At 51.8% G+C, this 19,628-nt stretch carries 13 protein-coding genes; 5 read left to right on the top strand and 8 right to left on the bottom strand.

Annotated features, from left to right (window positions below):
- Positions 1-394: 394 nt before the first annotated feature.
- The gene (locus AC1DWB_RS26370; RefSeq protein WP_477544074.1) at positions 395-637 is read right to left on the bottom strand and encodes a hypothetical protein; all 243 of its coding nucleotides are present in this window, start codon (positions 635-637) and stop codon (positions 395-397) included.
- Positions 638-843: 206 nt separating this feature from the next.
- Between AC1DWB_RS26370 and AC1DWB_RS26365 the strand changes: the two genes are divergently transcribed.
- The 4 genes from AC1DWB_RS26365 to AC1DWB_RS26350 all read left to right on the top strand — a co-directional run bounded on the left by AC1DWB_RS26365 (position 844) and on the right by AC1DWB_RS26350 (position 6,387).
- Positions 844-1,860, top strand: a complete 1,017-nt coding sequence (locus AC1DWB_RS26365; RefSeq protein WP_477544073.1) for a YeiH family protein — start codon at positions 844-846, stop codon at positions 1,858-1,860.
- Positions 1,861-2,148: 288 nt separating this feature from the next.
- Positions 2,149-3,966, top strand: a complete 1,818-nt coding sequence (locus AC1DWB_RS26360) for an ABC transporter ATP-binding protein (protein ID WP_477544072.1) — start codon at positions 2,149-2,151, stop codon at positions 3,964-3,966.
- Positions 3,941-5,641 (top strand): ABC transporter ATP-binding protein, encoded by a 1,701-nt coding sequence (locus tag AC1DWB_RS26355; protein WP_477544071.1) that lies wholly within the window; start codon positions 3,941-3,943, stop codon positions 5,639-5,641. The genes AC1DWB_RS26360 and AC1DWB_RS26355 overlap by 26 nt, the downstream gene beginning before the upstream one ends.
- Before the next feature lie 122 nt (positions 5,642-5,763).
- The gene (locus AC1DWB_RS26350) at positions 5,764-6,387 is read left to right on the top strand and encodes a GyrI-like domain-containing protein (protein WP_477544070.1); all 624 of its coding nucleotides are present in this window, start codon (positions 5,764-5,766) and stop codon (positions 6,385-6,387) included.
- A gap of 179 nt (positions 6,388-6,566) precedes the next feature.
- Here the strand turns inward: AC1DWB_RS26350 and AC1DWB_RS26345 are convergent, their stop codons facing one another.
- Positions 6,567-8,870 carry a right-handed parallel beta-helix repeat-containing protein gene (locus AC1DWB_RS26345; protein WP_477544069.1) on the bottom strand — a complete coding sequence of 768 codons (2,304 nt, stop codon included), beginning with the start codon at positions 8,868-8,870 and terminating at the stop codon, positions 6,567-6,569.
- 120 nt (positions 8,871-8,990) lie between these two features.
- Complete coding sequence (locus AC1DWB_RS26340; protein WP_477544068.1) at positions 8,991-10,328, bottom strand: ABC transporter substrate-binding protein; 1,338 nt, start codon at positions 10,326-10,328, stop codon at positions 8,991-8,993.
- Positions 10,329-10,752: 424 nt separating this feature from the next.
- Between AC1DWB_RS26340 and AC1DWB_RS26335 the strand changes: the two genes are divergently transcribed.
- The gene (locus AC1DWB_RS26335; protein ID WP_477544067.1) at positions 10,753-11,619 is read left to right on the top strand and encodes a helix-turn-helix domain-containing protein; all 867 of its coding nucleotides are present in this window, start codon (positions 10,753-10,755) and stop codon (positions 11,617-11,619) included.
- A gap of 23 nt (positions 11,620-11,642) precedes the next feature.
- Here the strand turns inward: AC1DWB_RS26335 and AC1DWB_RS26330 are convergent, their stop codons facing one another.
- From AC1DWB_RS26330 to AC1DWB_RS26310, 5 genes are all read right to left on the bottom strand, one after another.
- Positions 11,643-13,247: a response regulator transcription factor gene (locus AC1DWB_RS26330; RefSeq protein ID WP_477544066.1), complete on the bottom strand. Its 1,605-nt coding sequence runs from the start codon at positions 13,245-13,247 to the stop codon at positions 11,643-11,645.
- Positions 13,240-14,994: a sensor histidine kinase gene (locus AC1DWB_RS26325; protein ID WP_477544065.1), complete on the bottom strand. Its 1,755-nt coding sequence runs from the start codon at positions 14,992-14,994 to the stop codon at positions 13,240-13,242. The genes AC1DWB_RS26330 and AC1DWB_RS26325 overlap by 8 nt, the downstream gene beginning before the upstream one ends.
- A 102-nt stretch (positions 14,995-15,096) precedes the next feature.
- Positions 15,097-16,704, bottom strand: a complete 1,608-nt coding sequence (locus tag AC1DWB_RS26320; RefSeq protein ID WP_477544064.1) for an extracellular solute-binding protein — start codon at positions 16,702-16,704, stop codon at positions 15,097-15,099.
- Positions 16,705-16,755: 51 nt separating this feature from the next.
- Entirely contained in the window at positions 16,756-17,643 is an 888-nt protein-coding gene (locus AC1DWB_RS26315) for a carbohydrate ABC transporter permease (protein WP_477544063.1), read from the bottom strand.
- Between the two features lie 15 nt (positions 17,644-17,658).
- Entirely contained in the window at positions 17,659-18,621 is a 963-nt protein-coding gene (locus AC1DWB_RS26310; RefSeq protein WP_477544062.1) for an ABC transporter permease, read from the bottom strand.
- Positions 18,622-19,628: the final 1,007 nt, after the last annotated feature.

The raw sequence follows: 19,628 nt of genomic DNA, 5'->3' as shown, positions 1-19,628 counted from the left end.
GGCAGAAGCTCGAGAACGCATTTTTAGATACATTGAATTTTTCTACAACCGAAAACGTACTCATAGCTATCTAAATTACCTGTCACCCGATCGATTTGAAGCCATGTACTATGAGAGCATCCTGTAAAACCAAGCTCTTTCAGGGAGTCCACTCTATTGACATAGGTCCATTCATCACTCTACTCCATCCGAAATCATGGAATCGAGGAGAAACACGTCATATAAGATGATCAAACAGCGTTAATGTTGCGAATCAGCCTTTCCTAGCCAAATAAGGTGATGAAACAACGCTATCCCGCTCCATTTCCCTACAGGTTCCGAGTCTCGCTACTTTTGATACTCTACACACACAAAAACCCGTCCATCGACGGGTTTCTCTTATTTCCCAAGCCACTTAACTTCCCATATAATAGGCAATTAGCGCGATCCCGACAATTGCACTGAGGACGATGATATGTTTCAGGACCGAGCGCAGACCGCTGGAGTCTTCCCAGTACACAAGGGTCTCCTTCAATTCAGCCGCAGACGGAGCGAACTTCGCGTTGCATGCTTCGCATAGCTCGTGCTTCGCACTGGTGGAATTATTCAGTTGTGAGCCGCATCTCGGGCAACGTTGGTTGTGAATGTCGTCTCTCATGTTCGAATCCCCACATTTCCTACCTTTTTAGTAAGAATTGATTTAACTTTAATATACCTGATTCTCCCCCCTAGCGCAAGTACCCATTCATCAGTTCCGCTTATTATTTCGATTACACTTTTTAATTTGATCTTAACAGGGTCTCCCTCTACAATAAGAGTAATAACCTTGAACTGCTTCCATCCTACTTAACTTGGAGATATGTTATGAACCGCTTGAAACAACTCACACCCGGCCTACTGCTCACAATGGCAATGGCCCTGCCTGGTTATTGGCTAGGCATGCTGCTTCCGTTTATCGGTGCGCCCATCTTCTCCATGGCTCTCGGTGTAATCTGGAACCATACGCTTAAGAAACCTGATCGGTACAAAGCCGGCATTTCGTTCACGTCCAAGAAAATACTACAGTGGTCCATAGTAGCCATGGGCTGCGGCTTGAATCTGAAGCAGGTTTGGGAGACCGGAACTGCCTCTCTCTCCGTCACGCTGATCACCCTCGGAACGGCTTTCGTAGTCGCTTACCTAGTCGGCAAGTTGCTCCGAATCGACAACAAGCTACAGACGCTCGTCGGAGCCGGGACTGCCATCTGCGGGGGTTCGGCCATTGCCGCCGTAGCTCCGATTATCGAAGCCAAGGAGATGCAGATCGCCCTGTCGATCTCGACGATCTTCTTGTACAATATCGTAGCCGCCCTGCTGTTCCCGCCGCTCGGCCACTGGATGGACTTATCCGACATGGGTTTCGGCCTATGGGCCGGTTCTGCCATTAATGATACTTCGTCCGTTGTTGCTGCCGGATACACATACAGCGAAGCAGCAGGCCAATATGCGACCATCGTGAAGCTGACCCGCTCCACGTTCATTATTCCGATCTGTATGATCCTCGCTATTATTGTAAGCTTGAAGCGCAAGAGATCAGGCGCAGCAGCTAACGGGGACACAGGGGGCCAGGCAAGTCTGCTTCGGATTATTCCCTGGTTTATATTGTATTTCCTCGCCGCCAGTTTGTTGCATACGGTTGGCATTATCCCCGATGCGCTAGTTACTTATACGAATTTTGCCGGGAAATATATGATTGGCATGGCGCTGTTCGCGATTGGATTGCATGTAGATTTCAGACAGCTCGTCAAGACTGGAACGAAGCCTGTGCTGCTCGGAGGAATCGTCTGGGTATGTGTCATTGCGGTCTGTTTGCTCGTTCAATTTACGACAGGTAAGGTATAAACCCCTCCACAAATTGGCGCAAATTTCCATACACACTCAGAAAAAATATTTTTTCACGCTCCCAGCCCGCCGTTGTGCGGGTTTTCTTGTTTGTCATCGACAGGTAAGGATTTGCAGCGAAAAAGAGCGATTGAACGAGATAATGCAAGTTTGCATTTTCTGAAAATGCTCACTAGCCTGATGGGGACGAACAAGTGGAAGGGATGTCGAATAGGGGAACGCTTGTTTTCCCCGATTGACCCTGATTTGGACTTGCTGATACGATGATGGCGTTTCTTTCATGGGGGAGTGAGTCCACTGAACCACATTCAACTGCCGGATTGGCTCGTATTCTTCGTCAAGCAGATCGCCGGAAGCAAGAGCGTCCTGCTGCTCGTCTCCTTGCTCACCATCGCCATTACGGCGGCCAGCGCAATCTCGCCACTCTACATCGGTCGCATGATCGATGAGGTCATGCAAGGCCATGGGGAGACGATTCTCCGTGATGCGATCGTATTAGCCAGCGTCTTCCTGATCATCGAGCTGTTCACCACGATTCGCAGTTACGTCTCCATGCAAGCGATGCAGCGCTTGACCAATCGACTGACGCTGCAAACCATGAAGTCGGTATTCCACACTTCGTCGGATTTTTTCACCAAGACCTCTAGAGGGGAGCTGCTGCAGAGGTGTATTCAGGACACCCGTATGATTCAGCAGTTCGGGTTGTTCACCCTCCCCACCCTCATTCAGGCCACGCTGCTCGGCTGTACCGCCATCATTGTCATTGGCCGTATTTACTGGCCTGTAGCTATTATGATCGTCCTTGCCTACATCGTGCTGTTCATCCCGGTCCATGTATTCGGCAAGAAACGCGGTGACGTTCGTCAGAAGCTCATTCATCACAATGCGGTCATCCGGCAAAGCTTGCTGGAAAAGCTCGAATCCCACAAACAGATCCGCATCTTCGGAACCGAACGCAAGGAATTCGAGCAATTCGCCCGGGAACAAGAACAATGGGCCAAGCTCTCGTTCCAGGAGAACATTCTCACCGATGCTTTCAAGGGCTTCCCACGAATCCCGGACTCGCTCGCTCCTGCCATTGTGTTCTTGTTCATCGGGTGGCAGGTGGCGGCCGGACAAGCCACGATTGGCGAGCTGATGACCGTCATTGCTTTCATACCCGCCATTAACGCACCTGTCCGCTTGTTCTTCATGCAGTACGTCACGATTGCCGACATACGCATCCGGCTGCGCGGCATCATCGTCTACTCCAGGCTGCCTCAAGAGCCCGGCCGAACCATCGGACTGTGGCAACCGCTGCATATTCGCAACATGCCGATCACGTTCCGCCATGTAGCGGTAGCGGGGGATCGGGGTACTCTACTTCAGGACGTCACCTTCACTGTGACTCCTGGTGAACACGTAGCCATCGTAGGACCAACCGGCGCCGGGAAGAGCACGCTGCTTAAGCTCCTTGTGCGGCTAATCGAGCCTTCCGCCGGGAGCATCCAGCTCGGCGATGCCAATCTGTCCGATCTGGACGCCGCCTATCTACGAAGGCGAATCGGGTATGTAACCCAGGAAGGATACTTGTTCAACGACAGTCTGCAGAACAACTTGACCTACTTGCAACCGGAGGCTGATCCAGCCTTGATCGAGTACTGGATGCACGCTTTCGGTGCGGAAGACATAGCCAGGAAGCTTCCGGATGGCTATGCTACGGTGCTGGGTGACAAGGGGGCTGTGCTATCCGGCGGGCAACGTCAGTTAATCGGCTTGATCCGCACGATGCTGAAGCAGCCTGACCTGCTGCTGCTCGATGAAGTGACCGCTTCACTTGATCCAGCCAGCGAAGCGGTCGTGAACGATGCGCTCGACGTCCACGCCCGTGCGGAAGGCATCACCCGGATCAGTGTCACGCATCGCCTGCAAGCGGCTATGAACGCTGACCGGATTCTCGTTGTAGCGGAAGGTACCTTGGTCGAGGAAGGGACACATGAGCAATTGCTGCGCAGACCGGGCGGTGTCTATGCCCGTCTATGGAACAGCCAGCAGCACCAACAAGCGAATCCGTATCGAACTATGGAATCCCTGAAGGAGGGTGAGCGGGATAGCGCTCTCGTCTAACCAATCAGCAGCATGGAAGTACTGGTGGAAACGGGCTCGCCCGTATCACCGCAATCTCATCGTCACAGCCAGCCTGATCCTGTTCGGCAGCTTATGCTTCATGACTCCGCCGATCATGACCAAGTACATTCTGGAACGCGTGCTCCCCCAGCACAATTGGGGGCTGCTGCTTATCGTCTGTCTGTGTACGGTGGTCGTGCCCATCCTGGGGAGCGTCGTCATCGCTATCGAAACGTACGCATTACGCTTCGTTCTCCACTTAGCCGGCCAAGGAAAGGCCGAACTGCTGGACGGCTTCCAGCATCGGTCGATCAGCTGGATGCAGCAGCATAAGCCCGGTGACCTGATGACTCGAACACTCGACGACTCTGATCATGTCGTCCAGTTCGTCGACAACCAGATCTGGTGGATGCTCTGGCTGCTCATCACGATTACGGTTGGATCGGTCGTCCTGCTCTTCCTGCACCCCGGATTAGCCCTGCTCATCCTTATACTCTGGGCACTACATGCCGTACTCATGACGTGCTTAGGCAGCCAAGTGAAACGGCGCGCAGCAGAAACAGCGCGTCAGACGTCGCGTGTCACCGAAACGATGCGGGAAGTGTTATCCGCCGCTTCGTTCATCAAAGCCACAGGCCGCGAAGATCAAGCGATCGGGGCATTGGACATCGCACTCCAGCGCGATTTGCACGTCAACCGCCGCAACATCATCACGAATCACGCAGCCGAATTCATCAGCGTGTTTCTAGGCTCATGCTTCCTGGCCATCCTGTACTTCGCCGGCGGGCGGCTCGTCGTTCAAGGCCAGATGACGATCGGCTCGCTTGTCGCCTTCGCCGCGGTGTACAACTGGCTCCGTCCGTTCGGCATCGCCTTCTTCGAGACGTATTTCGCGGCGAAGAAAGCGTCGCCCGCTATCGACCGGATCGCCGAAGTTGCCTCTCCGGCACAGATCCGATCTGGTCCGTGTCCGCCCGGGGACGCCTGTGACATCGAAGCGATCGGCCTGTCCTTCCATCACAGCGGCGGGCAGCCTGTCATTCGGGATGTCAGCTTCCGCATCCCGGCTGGTTCGGTCGTGTCCATCGTAGGTGCCCGCGGATCGGGCAAGTCCACATTGACCGACCTCCTGCTAGGGCTGCAGTCGCCTTCATCCGGGATGATTACCATTGGCGGCATCCCTCTGTCCTTGATTGATGAGCGCTGGTTGCGGCGACATCTGCTCTGCATTACACAGGAAGTGCTGCTGCGCAGCGGCACGATCCTGGACAATATCGTCTACGGCAGCGACGAAACCGACTTCTCGGCGATCTGTCAGGCCATTCGGTTGGCCGAGCTGGAAGATTGGATCGCTCAACTGCCGGAAGGATGGCACACGCCGGTGGGTGAGCAAGGGCTTGCCCTATCCGGCGGCGAGCGGCAGCGGATCAGCATCGCACGGGCGCTGCTTCGCAAGCCTGCGATCCTGGTGCTGGACGAAGCCACATCCGCACTCGATCTGCGGACCGAGCAACGGCTGCTTGAGCAGCTGACGCGGCGCCTCCGAGGGACAACGCTCATCTTCGTCACGCATCGCCCCGCGATTACAAGAATGAGCGATCAACGATTCGTGATGAGGAATGGTAAGCTGCACCAGTCGGATCTGGAGTTGGAGCTGTCTGGGACCGGGGCTTAAGCTGGATTTCCCCTGCGTGAAACTGATGGATGACATTGCGTCACGTCTCTACTTCACTGACCAGAATTGTCAGGGATGTTCGAGTATACTAACCGCATCCCCATTCTCAGGAGGTCATATGTATGGACAAGCTCGATCTAACCAAGCTGTACAAAAACTACTACAGTGCTTCAACCACTCCGCAGCTTATCGATTTTACTGAAGAAGGCAGTTATATCACCATTACCCATCAAGGGTCTCCAGACAGCGCGCACTTTACCAATGCCGTTGAAGCTCTGTATACCGTCGGTTATGCGGTGAAAGCAATCTGGAAGAAGCAGGGGAGAGATTTCACGGTCGCGAAGCTGGAAGGATTGTGGTGGGTAGATTCCGATGAGGATGCGCTTGACGTGCCCCGAGAGCAGTGGCGTTGGAAGCTGATGATCCGCTTACCTGCATACGTGACAGCCAACGATGTGGAGGAAGCTCGCGTGGTAGCAGCAGCCAAGAAGGAGCAACTAGGTGTATTATTAGCCCTGCTTACATTTGATACCATGAAAGAAGGCCCTAGCGTCCAGATGCTGCATGTCGGGCCTTACGCGACGGAGCCGGAAACCTTAGGGCAGATGCACCAATATATGAAGGAACGCGGATGGGTGCAAGGCGGCCTGCACCATGAGATCTACCTTTCTGATCCGCGCAAGAGCGATCCGTCGACGATGAGTACGATTCTGCGCTTGCCGGTGCAGCTAGTAGCAGCAAGGTAGAGCTAGTGATGCAGTGAGGCTGCCATTAGCAGCCGCATAATTACTGCCTCACTGACAAAAGCCCCTTCTTCGCCGGTCGAACGGCTTGCAGAAAGGGCATCATTCTTATTCCTCCCTATTTCCGGGGGAACAACGGGAGTTTCCACGGCCTTTGGCGCAAACATACCTCTTCTGCTTGATTATGGAATGTTGATCAAAGATTTTGCGTTGACTCCGAGACTGGCGGCAGTATGGTTGRTGAACCGGCCGTCAACTGCGACTGCCGATGGGTCGGCGTACAAGATGCGGATCGGGTAATACTGCGTCGTACCGCCATCGCCTTGCGGCAGMAGGAATGCCGCCTTGACCAGTCGCGTTGCGCTGCCTTCCAGATATGCTCCGCTCTTCAAGTTGTTTACGGTAAACACTTGGCCGTTCTCCGACATTGTAGAGCCGGTGTCATGCACATAATCGCACAGTCGGGACACGAAGCCGCTAGAGCCGCATTCGCGCATATGGTTGCCGCCGGTTTGTACGAGCCTGATGTTGTATGTAGAAATACCGGCGTATTGGGTTGCTGTCGTTATGTTCTCCGTTCCCGGATTGACGTCTCTGCCGCATCGGATAGTCGTATTGCCGGTTAGCGTTATCTGATCGCGTCCTGCTACGCTGATCCCTGTTCGTGTCGCATCTCTGACCGTGTTGCCGGTTAGTGCCGAACTGAGAACCTTATTGCCCCACATCGTGTCGGCCAGCACGTTAATGCCGAATCCGATCAACTGAGATAGCACATTTCCGGCTATAACCGCATCGCCGAAGACGCGGATTCCGTCGCCCGTGATGTTGTCGATGACGTTGCCACCGATTTTGACCGGCTTCTGGTATTGGGTCATTATACCGCCGCTTGCCACCCGGGTTGCCGTTGGCAGCTTTCCGGCCCCGGTTATCGTATTGCCTTCTATAGAGATGTCTTCGGATGATTTGGCGAAAGAAGTACCGGATCGATCAAATGCAAAAATTCCATACTCATACGGATGCCGGATCGTGTTGCCTTGGACCAAAACTCTCGCATTGCTGGGCTCTACACCTCCGGCCAAAATTGTAATGGCCGCGGTGAGAACGACCGAGTTGTTGCCTGGCATAATGGTCTTGCATCCGGCCTCGTGAATGATGTTATGCGTAACGTCGATATCTTCGCCCTGAGCGATCAAGATGGAGTGGTAACGGGTTGTCTTGATCAGGTTATGATCGACGATAATGCGCTTGTTGCGGGCGAACTCATTTTTGTTCAGCATTTGGCCTATACCGACCGCGTTGTCCCCGATGAAGTTCATTCGGTTGTGCGCGACGGTGACTTCCTCGCACCACTCCACGACAAATACTGCATTGGCTTTCTGAGCGAAATCGGTCGGGTTATACAGCTTGTTCCGGCTAATATCCGCCCCGTGAACGGCCTTGATCCAAATTTGGCTCCCGCGAATCGAGCTGATGTTATTGTTGCGGAAAACAATCTCGGTCGAGAGCGTGGCCGTCATGCCGCCCGCCGCGACTTTCCCCTGTGCGACCAGCCCATCCCAAGCAAAATCATAGATGCGGGTACCACTTACCTCGCAATGGTGGCAACTGGCGAAGGATACTGCAAACGCATAATTGACGGCAGGACGCGTTTTGTCCCATATGTTGCCGCCTTCAGCCTCGTCGCGGACGATCTGTCCATCCATACCGATCCCGCTGATCGTAATGTCCGTGCAAGTGTTAAACGAAAAAATTCCTTTGCGGCCCATCTTATGAAGCGTTCCTTCACCCTCGATTCGTTTGCTGGTGTAACCTTGGATGAAAATGGATCCCTCGGCAGCGACGCCATAATCCCCCTTCGGGATAACAGTCTTATAAACAGACTTGACGGTTGTTTCTATTACCATCCGGTTATCGAACCCGGTTGTCCCATCCCAATCGGCTATCGCTCCGAACATTTGCACCGGATAGCAWTCGAGTTCAGGACGACAGAAGCATCCAAGCCCGCCTGGCTGAGACTCGCCGACGTCAAGAAGAAAGTTGGGATGACCTGCACGAGATCCGTCCCACGGAACAGTCGGGCTTATTACGGTCCCGCCGTTATGTTCGCTCTTTGGCTTGCCCGGGTTCCAATAGAACAGGCCGCCGCCATAATCCGTATTCGCGTGGTATCCCTGCAAGATGTACAAGGTGTCAACTGTCATCGGTGCGGTGAGAAGATCAACCACGCTTTTCAGAACCGCAGTATTACCGTAGTCCTTCAACTTCGGATCTTTCGGCGGCTTATCCGGATTCTTAGCCTTATCTCCGTATACCGATTCCAATACGGAAGTGGCGCTGGTATGAGCGGAGCCGAGCGTCGATCCGATGACCGCAGCCCCTGCCATACCAAGCGAAGCCAGCACTGCTCTTCTGCTGATCGCGCCGTTCCGTCCAGTTTGTGTCTCTTCCTCGCTTCGCCCGGTCATCTTTACATGGTTATCGTCCATCGTACATTCCTCCTACTACGTAATGAAATCGCTTAAATACCGATCGAATATAATCCTGCAGTCCGGGCGGGGCACGCTCCGCATGGGGCGAATCCCACGATTTGACCTGTCGCATTTCGTCTATTTTGCCGTTCTGTTCCTCTTTGCTTCTTCGATCCGTTTGAGCGCGAGCTCCTCCGCTTCGCGGAACGCCGTGTTCATATCTTTCGTACCGTTCGCCACAGGCAATGCTGAAGCCGCATATACACTGTTTACCGAGAACGTATAGTCCGCATAAGGCGGGATCGGCGCATTCTTGTATTTGAAGAGGGCGGCATAATTTTTATCCGGAAAAGCCGTTTCCTTCCCATACTCTCTCTTCGTTTCCTCCGTCATCAAGGTCGGAATCAAGCCGCGCCGGGAAACCCAAGTCTGGTACTCGTCCGAAATCATGAACTTCAATACTTCCATGGCGGCGTCTTTCTCTTTCGTCATATTAGTCAAGCCGAAGTAGAACGGGGTCGTCTGCGAACCGACTCCCGGCGCATCGGGGAAGACGGGCACCGTAACCATATCCCAATTGAATTGCTTCATGGCCGGAATTAAACTTGGGCTGATGTAGATGGCAATGTTGTACGCATACATCGCCAAATCTTGCTTCGTCACGAACGCATCGTTGGCCGGTATCGTTTTCAATGTTCCAATCTTACTGCGAACACCGTTATCCTGCATCGGCTGCACGAACAACGTATCGAACAGCCTTCGCCAACCGGGGTTCGTATTAATTGTCGGCTGCTCCGTCTGGTTGTTGACTATCGGGATGGACAACTGGTTCTGGGCAATGAATTGACTGGGGGACGTACTCAAACCGACATACTGAGTGCCGTTCTCAAATCGCGTCAGCTTCTTGCTAAGCTCTAACACCTCATCCCACGTCATGCCGTCTCTCGGATAAGCGACACCAAATTTATCAAATATATCTTTGTTGTAAAATAATACAAATTTCATATCGGTGACCGGAACGCCGTACGTTTTTCCTCCGGAAAACTGCTTCATCGCTTTGATCGATTCTTGCTCCAGCCGGCCCAGATCGACCTGATGCTTCTTCATCAGATCGGTCATATCGTACTGCATCCCGAACGAAAACAACGTATTCTCGAAAATCCCGATATTGTTGTAGAAAATATCGATCCGCTGGCCTTCCGTCAGCAGCTTGGCCGTACCTTCCTGAAGGTTCGTGCTGGGCATCTGAATATACTTGAACGTGTGCTGAGGAAATTTTTTATAAAGCAATTCTCCGTACTGTTTATCGAAGAAATCTTTCGGCTGAGTCGAACCCCCGTAGAAAACAATTTCCGCCGGCGGTGTCTGCGCACTAGGTATATTACCTGCGGAACCGCTGTCAGATTTGCCGCAAGCAACAAGTAACAGCATGAACATTAATGGAACCATTCTCATTTTTTTCGATACGATCGCCACGTTCATCCCCCTTTAGAATCGTTTGCTACCTTCCTAAAATCGTATAATCGCCGTAGCATTTTCAAATGTAAACGTTTTCAAATCATGCCGCATGTTCGCCTCTACTTCACTCGGCACTCTGCGTTATGGTTTCTGGGGCAGCAAGTCTCTTGCGCTTCTTAGCGAATTGTGTACGTCGCAATCAATGATCTTTATTTTTTCACTCAACATTCGAACCCCTCTCTGCTCTAAACTTACCTCCAATTTATCACGATGGCGAATTCAATATCCATGAACGTTAGCGATTCTTTTTGAACGATTCAACCCTTTTATTAATTCCATCCGATGAAAAAGGACATTGGACTCACACGTAGAATGGAATAAGCATCGTACCCCGTTAAGGATAAAATCGCTTTTCCAACTTTGGAGAGGAGGTAGATTACTCATGTTTACTTTGAAATCCGTCTTGTACGACGACCGCATCGAGAAATGGCAAATCCGTGCCGAGCCCGTTTATCACCATATTCTGATCTTCGTTACAGGTGGAAAAGTTATATACCAAGTAAAAGAAGAAGTGCTCGAGCTTCACGAAGGGGACGTTCTGTTTATCCCTTCTGGCACGATACGCTCCTGCCATAACGATGCCAAAGGCCCGCATCAGAAATATTCCGCGCACTTCACTGCTTCAAGTGAGGCGGAAGCGGCCTTGGACGTATTGCGCGAACACGGCGTATTCAAATGGAGCATGCACAACGCCAACTACTTCAGGCAGCGTTTCTCCATGCTTCTGATGCAATGGTTCGATCAAGCGCTCGGGGGGCATCTGATCTGCCAAGGGATCTTACTCGAGTTGGTCGGGAGATTGATTCACGATGCGCGGCACAAACATAGCTCCGCCGTCAAAAAGGACTTGATCAACAGGCTGCAAAACTATATCGTGCACAATCATTGCAAGCCGATTCAGCTGTCCGACTTGGCGCGTCACATCGACCGATCCCCGAATCACGTTACGAGAATATTCAAGGAAATGCTGGGACAAACGCCCATCGATTTCATTCATCAGGTCAAAGTATCCGTGGCCTGCCAATTGTTGAAAGTGGGCGGCATGACGATTGCGGAAATTTCCGATCATCTCGGATACTGCGAGCAATCTTATTTCCATCGCATTTTCAAAAAATTTACCGGAGTCGCCCCCACCGCCGTACAGAAGGGCCATTCGATCGCTTTTGTTCCGCTTCCCAGGCTTAGCGCCGCTGCCCGAAAAGAAGCTGCAAAAAACGGGGAAACCGACCGCACAGGGTTGTTTCCATAATCCGACGGCTCGTTAACGTTCGCTTACCGACCGCTTGGGTCGCCTCCCGAGCCAGCTTTTTTATACTGCGTTGAGGTCGTACCTGTGAAGCTCTTGAACAATCGACAAAAGTAACGGTAGTCCGAAATACCAACAGCTTGCGAAACCTCATAAATCTTCATCGTCGTATGGTCCAGCAGCTCCTCTGCCTTCTTGATCCGGACCCGGTTCAAATAATCGGAGACGTGTTCCCCGGTCTCTTGCTTGAACAGCTGACCGGCATAGGAAGGGTGAAGCTGTACGTGGTGGGCCAGATCGGCTACCTGCAAATCCTCGGCATACCGCTCGCGAATGATCCGGCACATGATCTGCACTTCTTTCCTCATGCGGAACACCGTCTGGTCTCCGATCGCATGCTCCAACTGCTGGAACGTCATCTCCCACCAGCTTATGAAATCCTCCATCCGCTCGATGTAAGGGACCGTATGGAGTGTAGCCGCAACCGACGGAGGCAGTACGATCGAGGCGGCATCGAGCAGCTTCTGCGAAAGACGGAGAAGATCCGGTGGGAAATACGGCGGTTCGGCAGCATTCGTCATACCCTCGATCGCCTTGCGAAGCGGATCGGTCGTCCCTTGCTCCAGCGATTTGACCGCTTCTGCCAGCCACTTGCGGCTGATGATAGGATCAACCCTCTGGAATGCAATACGGTAAGGCTCCATCATATAGGGGGTGTCTTTATAGAAATAACCCGATAGTCCGTCACGCAGAACCCGCAGCTGTTCCACTCCTTGCTGGGAATCGGTCAAGCTGCTGCCGAAGTGGGTAAAACAATGAGGACCCACAATCGGCCGAATCAAGTCCAGACCCGCCTTGGCAAGCGATAGCAGCTCGGATTGAACTGCAGCATGAGTCGTCATGCTGACAACGACGAACAACCGATTCCCCCTATAGGGAACGACTACGACTTTGCTCGTCTCCGCACCAGGAATAGCGCGCTGCCGCATTCCCTCTCCAAGCTGTCTTTCCATAGCCATACCGGCCTCATCTTGCAATTGGACCATTCGTTCCTCAGTAGCATGAGTGCCGAACAATCGATACACATCCCACCCATAGGCGAGGATGGCGCATGAGCGGGATGATGATGGATCGAACAGCTCGGCAACAGCCGCAGGATACGCAAGCTGATCGGTCTGTACAGATTCTCCCAGAACGCGATCGGCCCACTTCTTACGTTCACTCCAATCATGATGCCAGTCGACATCGATTTCCTTATTCAGGTCGCGCGCCGCCAGTCTAACCGATTCCAGAATTTGCTCAGGCGATTGTGCCAACTTCATCAAGTAATCCGTTACTCCGATCGAGATCGCACGCTGGGCGAATGCGAACTCACCGTAAGCGGTGAGAATAATCACCTTGACCTTCGGCCATCTCTCCCGAACGTGCGCGGCCAGCTCCAGTCCGTTCATCCCCGGCATCGTAATGTCAGTCAGCAGTAGATGCGGCCTATCCCTCTCCATCCATTGGATGGCCTCTTCTGCGTCAGACGCGGCACCGATTAGACGGATGCCGATCGATTCCCAATCGATTCGCTCGGAGAACCGTTCGCGAACCCAGAGCTCGTCATCCACGATCAACAGTTTAAGCATGGGAGCGCACCTCCTTATTCGTATTTAGTAAAGTTGGCTCGGTATCCGCAGTAGGACCAGGCAGTCGGATGGATACGAGTAGTCCGCCCTCGGGTTCGTTCTGGAACCGAAGTCCGAATTGAGGGCCGAAGATAAGCTGAATGCGTTCCTGGATGTTGCGCAGCCCCAACCCGTTTAATCCTTTGACCGATGACGTCGACGGTGCTCCTGCCAGAATACGCTCCAAGTTCTCCGGCTCTAGACCAGGTCCTGTATCGGCGACATCGATCACCGCTACCGCATTCGACTCGGACGATCCCGTCACGATAATATGGTTCACTTCCCGCTTACGCAGGCCGTAAAATATGCTGTTCTCCACCAAAGTAATGATCGTTAACTTGGGAATCGGCACAGCCAGCAGCCACTCCGGTACGACAATATCGACCTCGAACGTCTCTCCGTAACGCAGCTTCATCAGCCGTACATAATGTTCCAGGTGCAGCAGTTCATCCTTGAGCGTGACGATGTCGCCTACTTTATCAATCGAATACTGCAGCATGCCCATTAAGGAATGAATCATCGTCACCATCTCGGCCGACCGGCCTGCCTCGTCCAGACAATAGATGGCGCTAAGCGTATTGTTCAGAAAATGCGGATGGATCTGCGATTGCAGCACCTTCAGCTCATGGTGACGTTTCTTCTCTTCCGCAAGCTTCAAGTCTTCGAACAACAGCTCGATGTTATCCATCATTCGATTGAAACCCTCGGTAATAAAGGAGAATTCATCATTTCGCTTAATCGATACTCGGGCATGCAGATCCCCTCTGGCTCCTGCCTTCATCTGCTTGATGATAACGCTTACCGGTTTCTGAATGTAGTTGGCAATCCATACGGATACAATCGCGGATAGGAATACGGCCATCGCCAACACGAACCACAGCTGTCGCTTCAGCAAAGCAATAAGCGGATAAGCTTCCGCTTCCTTCACGACCGAGAGGACGACCCAATTCCAGCGATTTTGTTCGCTTCTTAATACTTTGTACGTTGCTTTCGACGTATGAATCTGATCGTAGGTGGAACCTCCTGTCGGGACAAGCTTCTGCAGCTCGCTCACCATCTGCTCCTGCTCTTGAATGCGTTCATACGTATTTGTAATCATATTGGACGTAATAAATTCACTTTTATTGGTAAATAAAAAGATGTTTTGATCCCGATTTTGTACGACCAAAGGTCCTGCTAATGCACGTAGATTCAAATCGACCACGATCATCCGATGGTTATTGATCCGCTTCGCTACCGAAATCGATTTTCTCTCTGACACATGGTACGGAGGACTCCACCAGAACCCGGTTTTCTCGGTCTGCGAGAATAATGTAGTGACCTGTTCCGGCAACACGAAAAATTGATAGGCAAACGGAACACTGCTGATCACTTCCCCATCCTGCACAAGGTAAAATCCTTCGATCTCTTCCTGATGCAGGCTAAGCATGTTCTCCATCAACGCATTATAATCATTCTTCTCATAGATGACCGGATTCGACAAGAGCAAGAGTTGGGATTGGATGTTGTTCATGAACGTCTTGAGGTAGTTCTCGACTTCGACAACAGACGATTGGAGCGCTTTCTCATTGTTTTCACGAATGGGTGCGAATACCCGTTGGTAACCGAAAAAGCTGATGACCGTAACGACACCGATAACCGAAACAAAGGTAAGGATGAACAGCTTCGTACTAATGCCGACAAAGCCTGGCTTCTTGATCTTCCACATGCTGGCCTACCCTCTCCCTCCATAACGTTCCGACTCCATTACGACATCATTATAGCATCTGACGGAAAGGCTGTCCGCGATTGCGGACAGCCTAAGGTTCGGTTAATTATTCCGGAATGTGATCGTTTTGCCGAAGGCGCTCGATACTTGCTCGGCGTAATAATCGAAGATCGCTTTCCCGCCGAATTTCTCCATCAGCTCTTGGCGCAATTGCGGCCATTTGGAAGCATCCTTTTGCTTGAATAGGATATCGATATGGCCTTCGTTCATCGTCTTCCGCATCGAGGCGAGATCCATCCCTTCTTTGACAACAAGACTTGTGCCGAATGACGGAATCAATTTATAAGACATCACTTTCGCGGCAATCGCTTTGTCCCGTTCGGTCATACTCGGGTCGATAATGTCCAATCCCAATTGCTTCGCCTCGCTATTCACGAACCAACCATAAATGCTTAGGAAGTTCCCATTATCGGTTATGTCTCTCTTATATGCATCCGTGATCGGCTCGATCTTACTCCCGCTGCGCTTGTAGTGAACGCCTTCCTTCCCATACTTGGTCAGTAGGAAGCCTTCTTCGCTAGCTAGCCAATCGAGAATCTCAACAGAGCGTTTGGCCTTCTCTTCCGAAGATTTGGAGCTGAGCAAGAACGGATTCAATGGAAGTGGCTCGTACCAAACACCGGTCTTGGCTGCGAAATGGAACGGCTGCCAATCGACATTAGCGTTACCGGTCACGGCTTTGGTCTTGGCCTGAATGCCATTCGGATTGTTGTCATAAGCAAAGTCGATGCCGCCGCCAAGCACGATCCCGATCTTACCCTGCTGTGCCTTCTCCAGATGCTGACCACTCTTGTTCAACAGCCAATCCGGATCGATAATCTTCATATCCATGACTTTGCGGATATCGTCCAGCACTTTCTGCATCCGCAGATCGGTGCGGACATCGACGAACTGATTGCCGTCCAGCATGAAGTCACCGACCAAGCCTTTATTAATAATTTCAGGAAAGTCCTGAGATAAGGAAGTCCCATTGCCGGATACGGAGAAACCATACGTGTCGTTCTTTCCGTTCCCATCCGGGTCTTTCTCCGTAAACGCCTTCATGACGGCAATCATGTCATCATACGTCTCCGGCATCTTCATATTCAACTTGTCCAGCCAGTCTTTCCGCACGTAGTAGGAGCGAGCAAGCGTCTTCGGGAATGGGATCGGCGCACGCTTGAATACACCAAGCGCCTGATAACGTTTGACTTCGTCCTCTTTAATCCAATATTTGAAATAGTTCGGCATCGTAGCCGGCGTTACAAGCCCGGTCAAGTCCCGTGCAACGCCGTCCTTCACATATTTCACCGACTCCAGTCCGTCCGCATAGAATACGTCGGGAATGTCCCCGGAAGCGATCATGGTATTCAGCTTACTCGAGTAGTCTGGACCCAGCGCCATGTAGATAAGCTTCAAATCCACGTTAAACTTCGATTCGATCGCCTGCTTGACGAAATCTTTGTCAGCCGAAGGCAGCTGTGAGTTATTCGGACCTTGAACGAACCAGGTAAGCGATACTTTCTGTTTCTTGGCCGCTTCCGTTGGTCCCGCCGTTGGCGAGGATGTCGCCGAATTATTGCTAGGTTCCGTCTTACTGCCACACGCTGATACTGTAATCGCCATCGTAAGCGCAACCGCCATCATTGACCCTAAGCTTATCTTTTTCACTTTGATGACCTCCTGTTTTCTCATTATACAATCCCCACACATCGACATGCATCAGCCTTTGATCGAGCCGAGCAACACCCCCTTCATGAAATACTTTTGCAGGAACGGGTACAGAATCAGTACGGGCACCGTAGCTACGACGACAACCGCCATCTTGACCGTCTCGGGAGGCAGTGACTCCATCTGTGACTGGGGAACCGCCAGCTCCTGGCTAACACTAGGAGTGACGATCATATTGCGCAGCACCACCTGAAGCGGGTACAGCGTACGTTCGTGCAAAAACATGATGCCGGAGAAATAAGTATTCCAATGCCCGACTGCGAAAAATAAGGCGAGCGTAGCCACGATCGGCAGCGAGAGTGGCAGTACGATGCGCACCAGTGTGGACAAATCCCCACAGCCATCTACCTTGGCGGCGTCTTCCAGCTCGGCCGGCAACCCTTCGAAATAAGTTTTCATAATCAACATATTGAAGGTAGATACGAGACCCGGAATCATGAGCGCCCATAACGTATTAATCAACCCGAGCCCCTTCACGATCATGTAGCCCGGAATGATTCCGCCTGAGAACAGCATGGTGAATATAATCGCGAGCAGCATGGCGCTTCGCCCTGGCAAGTATTTCTTGGAGAGCGAATACGCGAGCGCCGTCGTGACCGCCAGGTTCATCAACGTCCCGACCACCGTGATGTAGATCGTAATCTGAAGCGCACGGGGAACCGTCGGACTGCTGAAGATCGTGCGGAATGCATCCAGCGTGAAGCTGCTTGGGATCAGAACGAATCCACCGTTGCGCAGCACCTCCGAATAAGGGGTGACCGACATTATGAAGACGAAGTACAACGGGAATAGTGTAGCCAGACAGAATAAGGTGAGTATGACATATAGGAAGCCGTCGACCACATGATCAGACGCCCTTTTCTGAAGTACGAAAGACATAGCTGTTACCCTCCCTTACCATATACCGGAGTTCCCGATTTTTTTGGCCAACTTATTAGCGCCCAGTACAAGCACAAGTCCGACAACCGACTTGAACACACCCATAGCTGCAGGTACGCTGAAATCCAGTTGTTCAATACCCCTTCGGAAAATCCAGGTGTCCAGGATGTCTCCCACCTCGTACACACGTGCATTCAGGAAGATGTACACTTGATCGAAACCCGCGTCTAGAATGGCCCCGATACGGAAAATCATCAGCAGGACGAACACTTCACTAATACCAGGCAGCGTAATGTGCCACAATTGCCGCCAACGGTTGGCGCCGTCGACTACCGCCGCTTCGTACAGCTCCGGATTGATCGCGGACAGCGCGGCTAGATAAATGATCGCCCCGAATCCGGTATTCTTCCATATATCCGTCAGGAGCAGCATGGGTCGGAACGTGTTCTCGTTGGTCAGAACGTCGATCGTTCCCCAACCCATATCGCGGAAAAATGTTGTCACGAAACCCGCTCCAGGAGCGAAGAACGAGAACACCAGCCCGTATATGATGATCCAGGATAGAAAGTGAGGACCATACGTAATCGTCTGCACGACCCGCTTGAACCATTTCACGCGAATCTCGTTCAACATCAGAGCCAGAATAATGTCTGGAAACATATTGAACACGATGCGATAGAGGCTAAGGACAATCGTATTCTTCATCAGCATGGGGAAATCGGGTGTAGTCAGGATCGTTCGGAAATTGTCGAACCCAACCCATGGGCTCCCCCACATCCCTTTCATCAGGTTGTATTCCTTGAATGCGATCACTAATCCGACCATCGGGCCGTAGTGAAAGATCGCGTAATAGAGCATTCCCGGCAGGGCTAGCATATACAGCCATCTATACCGGTACAACGTTCTGAACAATCCTCTGTAGGCAGTCCACTTCGGACCGCTTGGTCTAACGAGAACGGTTGACTTGTCTATGTGCATTTGTTGCTCCCTTCTGCCTTCAAGCCGCACGTCCACACAACTGAAGCGCTTACATCGTTTTCTAATATTGATTATAAGCAGGATGGCGGGATGAAAATATGCCACCATTTCTAAATTGTGTAGACTCATTCAAAAAGAAAAGAGTGGAACCTCTCGGTTCCACCCCATGCTTCGTATGAGAGTCGTGTTCCTCGAACCGGAGGTTTGCCGCCGACTTGCACTCAAAGATAAACGCCTACCGGCGTCCTTTGACGCCATGCGTTTACTGAGACGATGAACAATCAGCGAAGTTATACTTTCTGAATCGTCAAGATAAACCGTCCGGAAGATCACCGGACGGTCCTTGGTGGATGTGTTTCGTTTGGCGCGTTGGAGGGCAGGCAGAGGGGTTACGACCGCTGTTGAAATCTTGTGCTTTGGATTAGAATGGGTTAAGGGTAGCACAATCTTTCAAAGGCGGACGCTTCGCTTCTCCACTCCCTCTGCCTGCCCTCTCTTGCACTTCTTTACTTCAAGGCGTTACGTCTTCCGTACACTTCGCGTCCGCTTCCTGCCAACTTCGTGCCCTTAGCTATCCTTGAAGCTGCTCTCAAGAGTCCTTACGGACACAGAAGCCGTTATTCGTCCGTTTCTGCCCCTCTCAAGGGTAGTTGCGGACACAGGATCCGTTATTCCTTTACAACTAGCTATTTTTTTCACTTTCCAGGACAAATAGCGGCATCTGTGTCCGTTAGGTCATCATATACCTGCTCATCTCTCCATATAACGTATCTCAGGTCCGCAACGAATGTTGTACATTCATATTTATTCAGCTTACGAGAGGGGAACCTCCGGTTCCACTCCGAAATCTAAAAATATCTGATCTGTAAACGAAGAGGGCACCATTAAACGCTTCAGTACGGTAAAGAGCTTATAAATTCTGATACGTCAAGATAAACCGTCCGGAAGATCACCGGACGGTCCTTGGTGGATGAGTTCAGTTAGCGCGTGGGGGCGGGCAGGTAGAG

This window comes from Paenibacillus sp. P4_E11 (assembly GCF_056401635.1).
The sequence above is the reverse complement of the archived record's forward strand: the minus strand, read 5'-3'. Positions and strand labels throughout refer to the sequence as shown.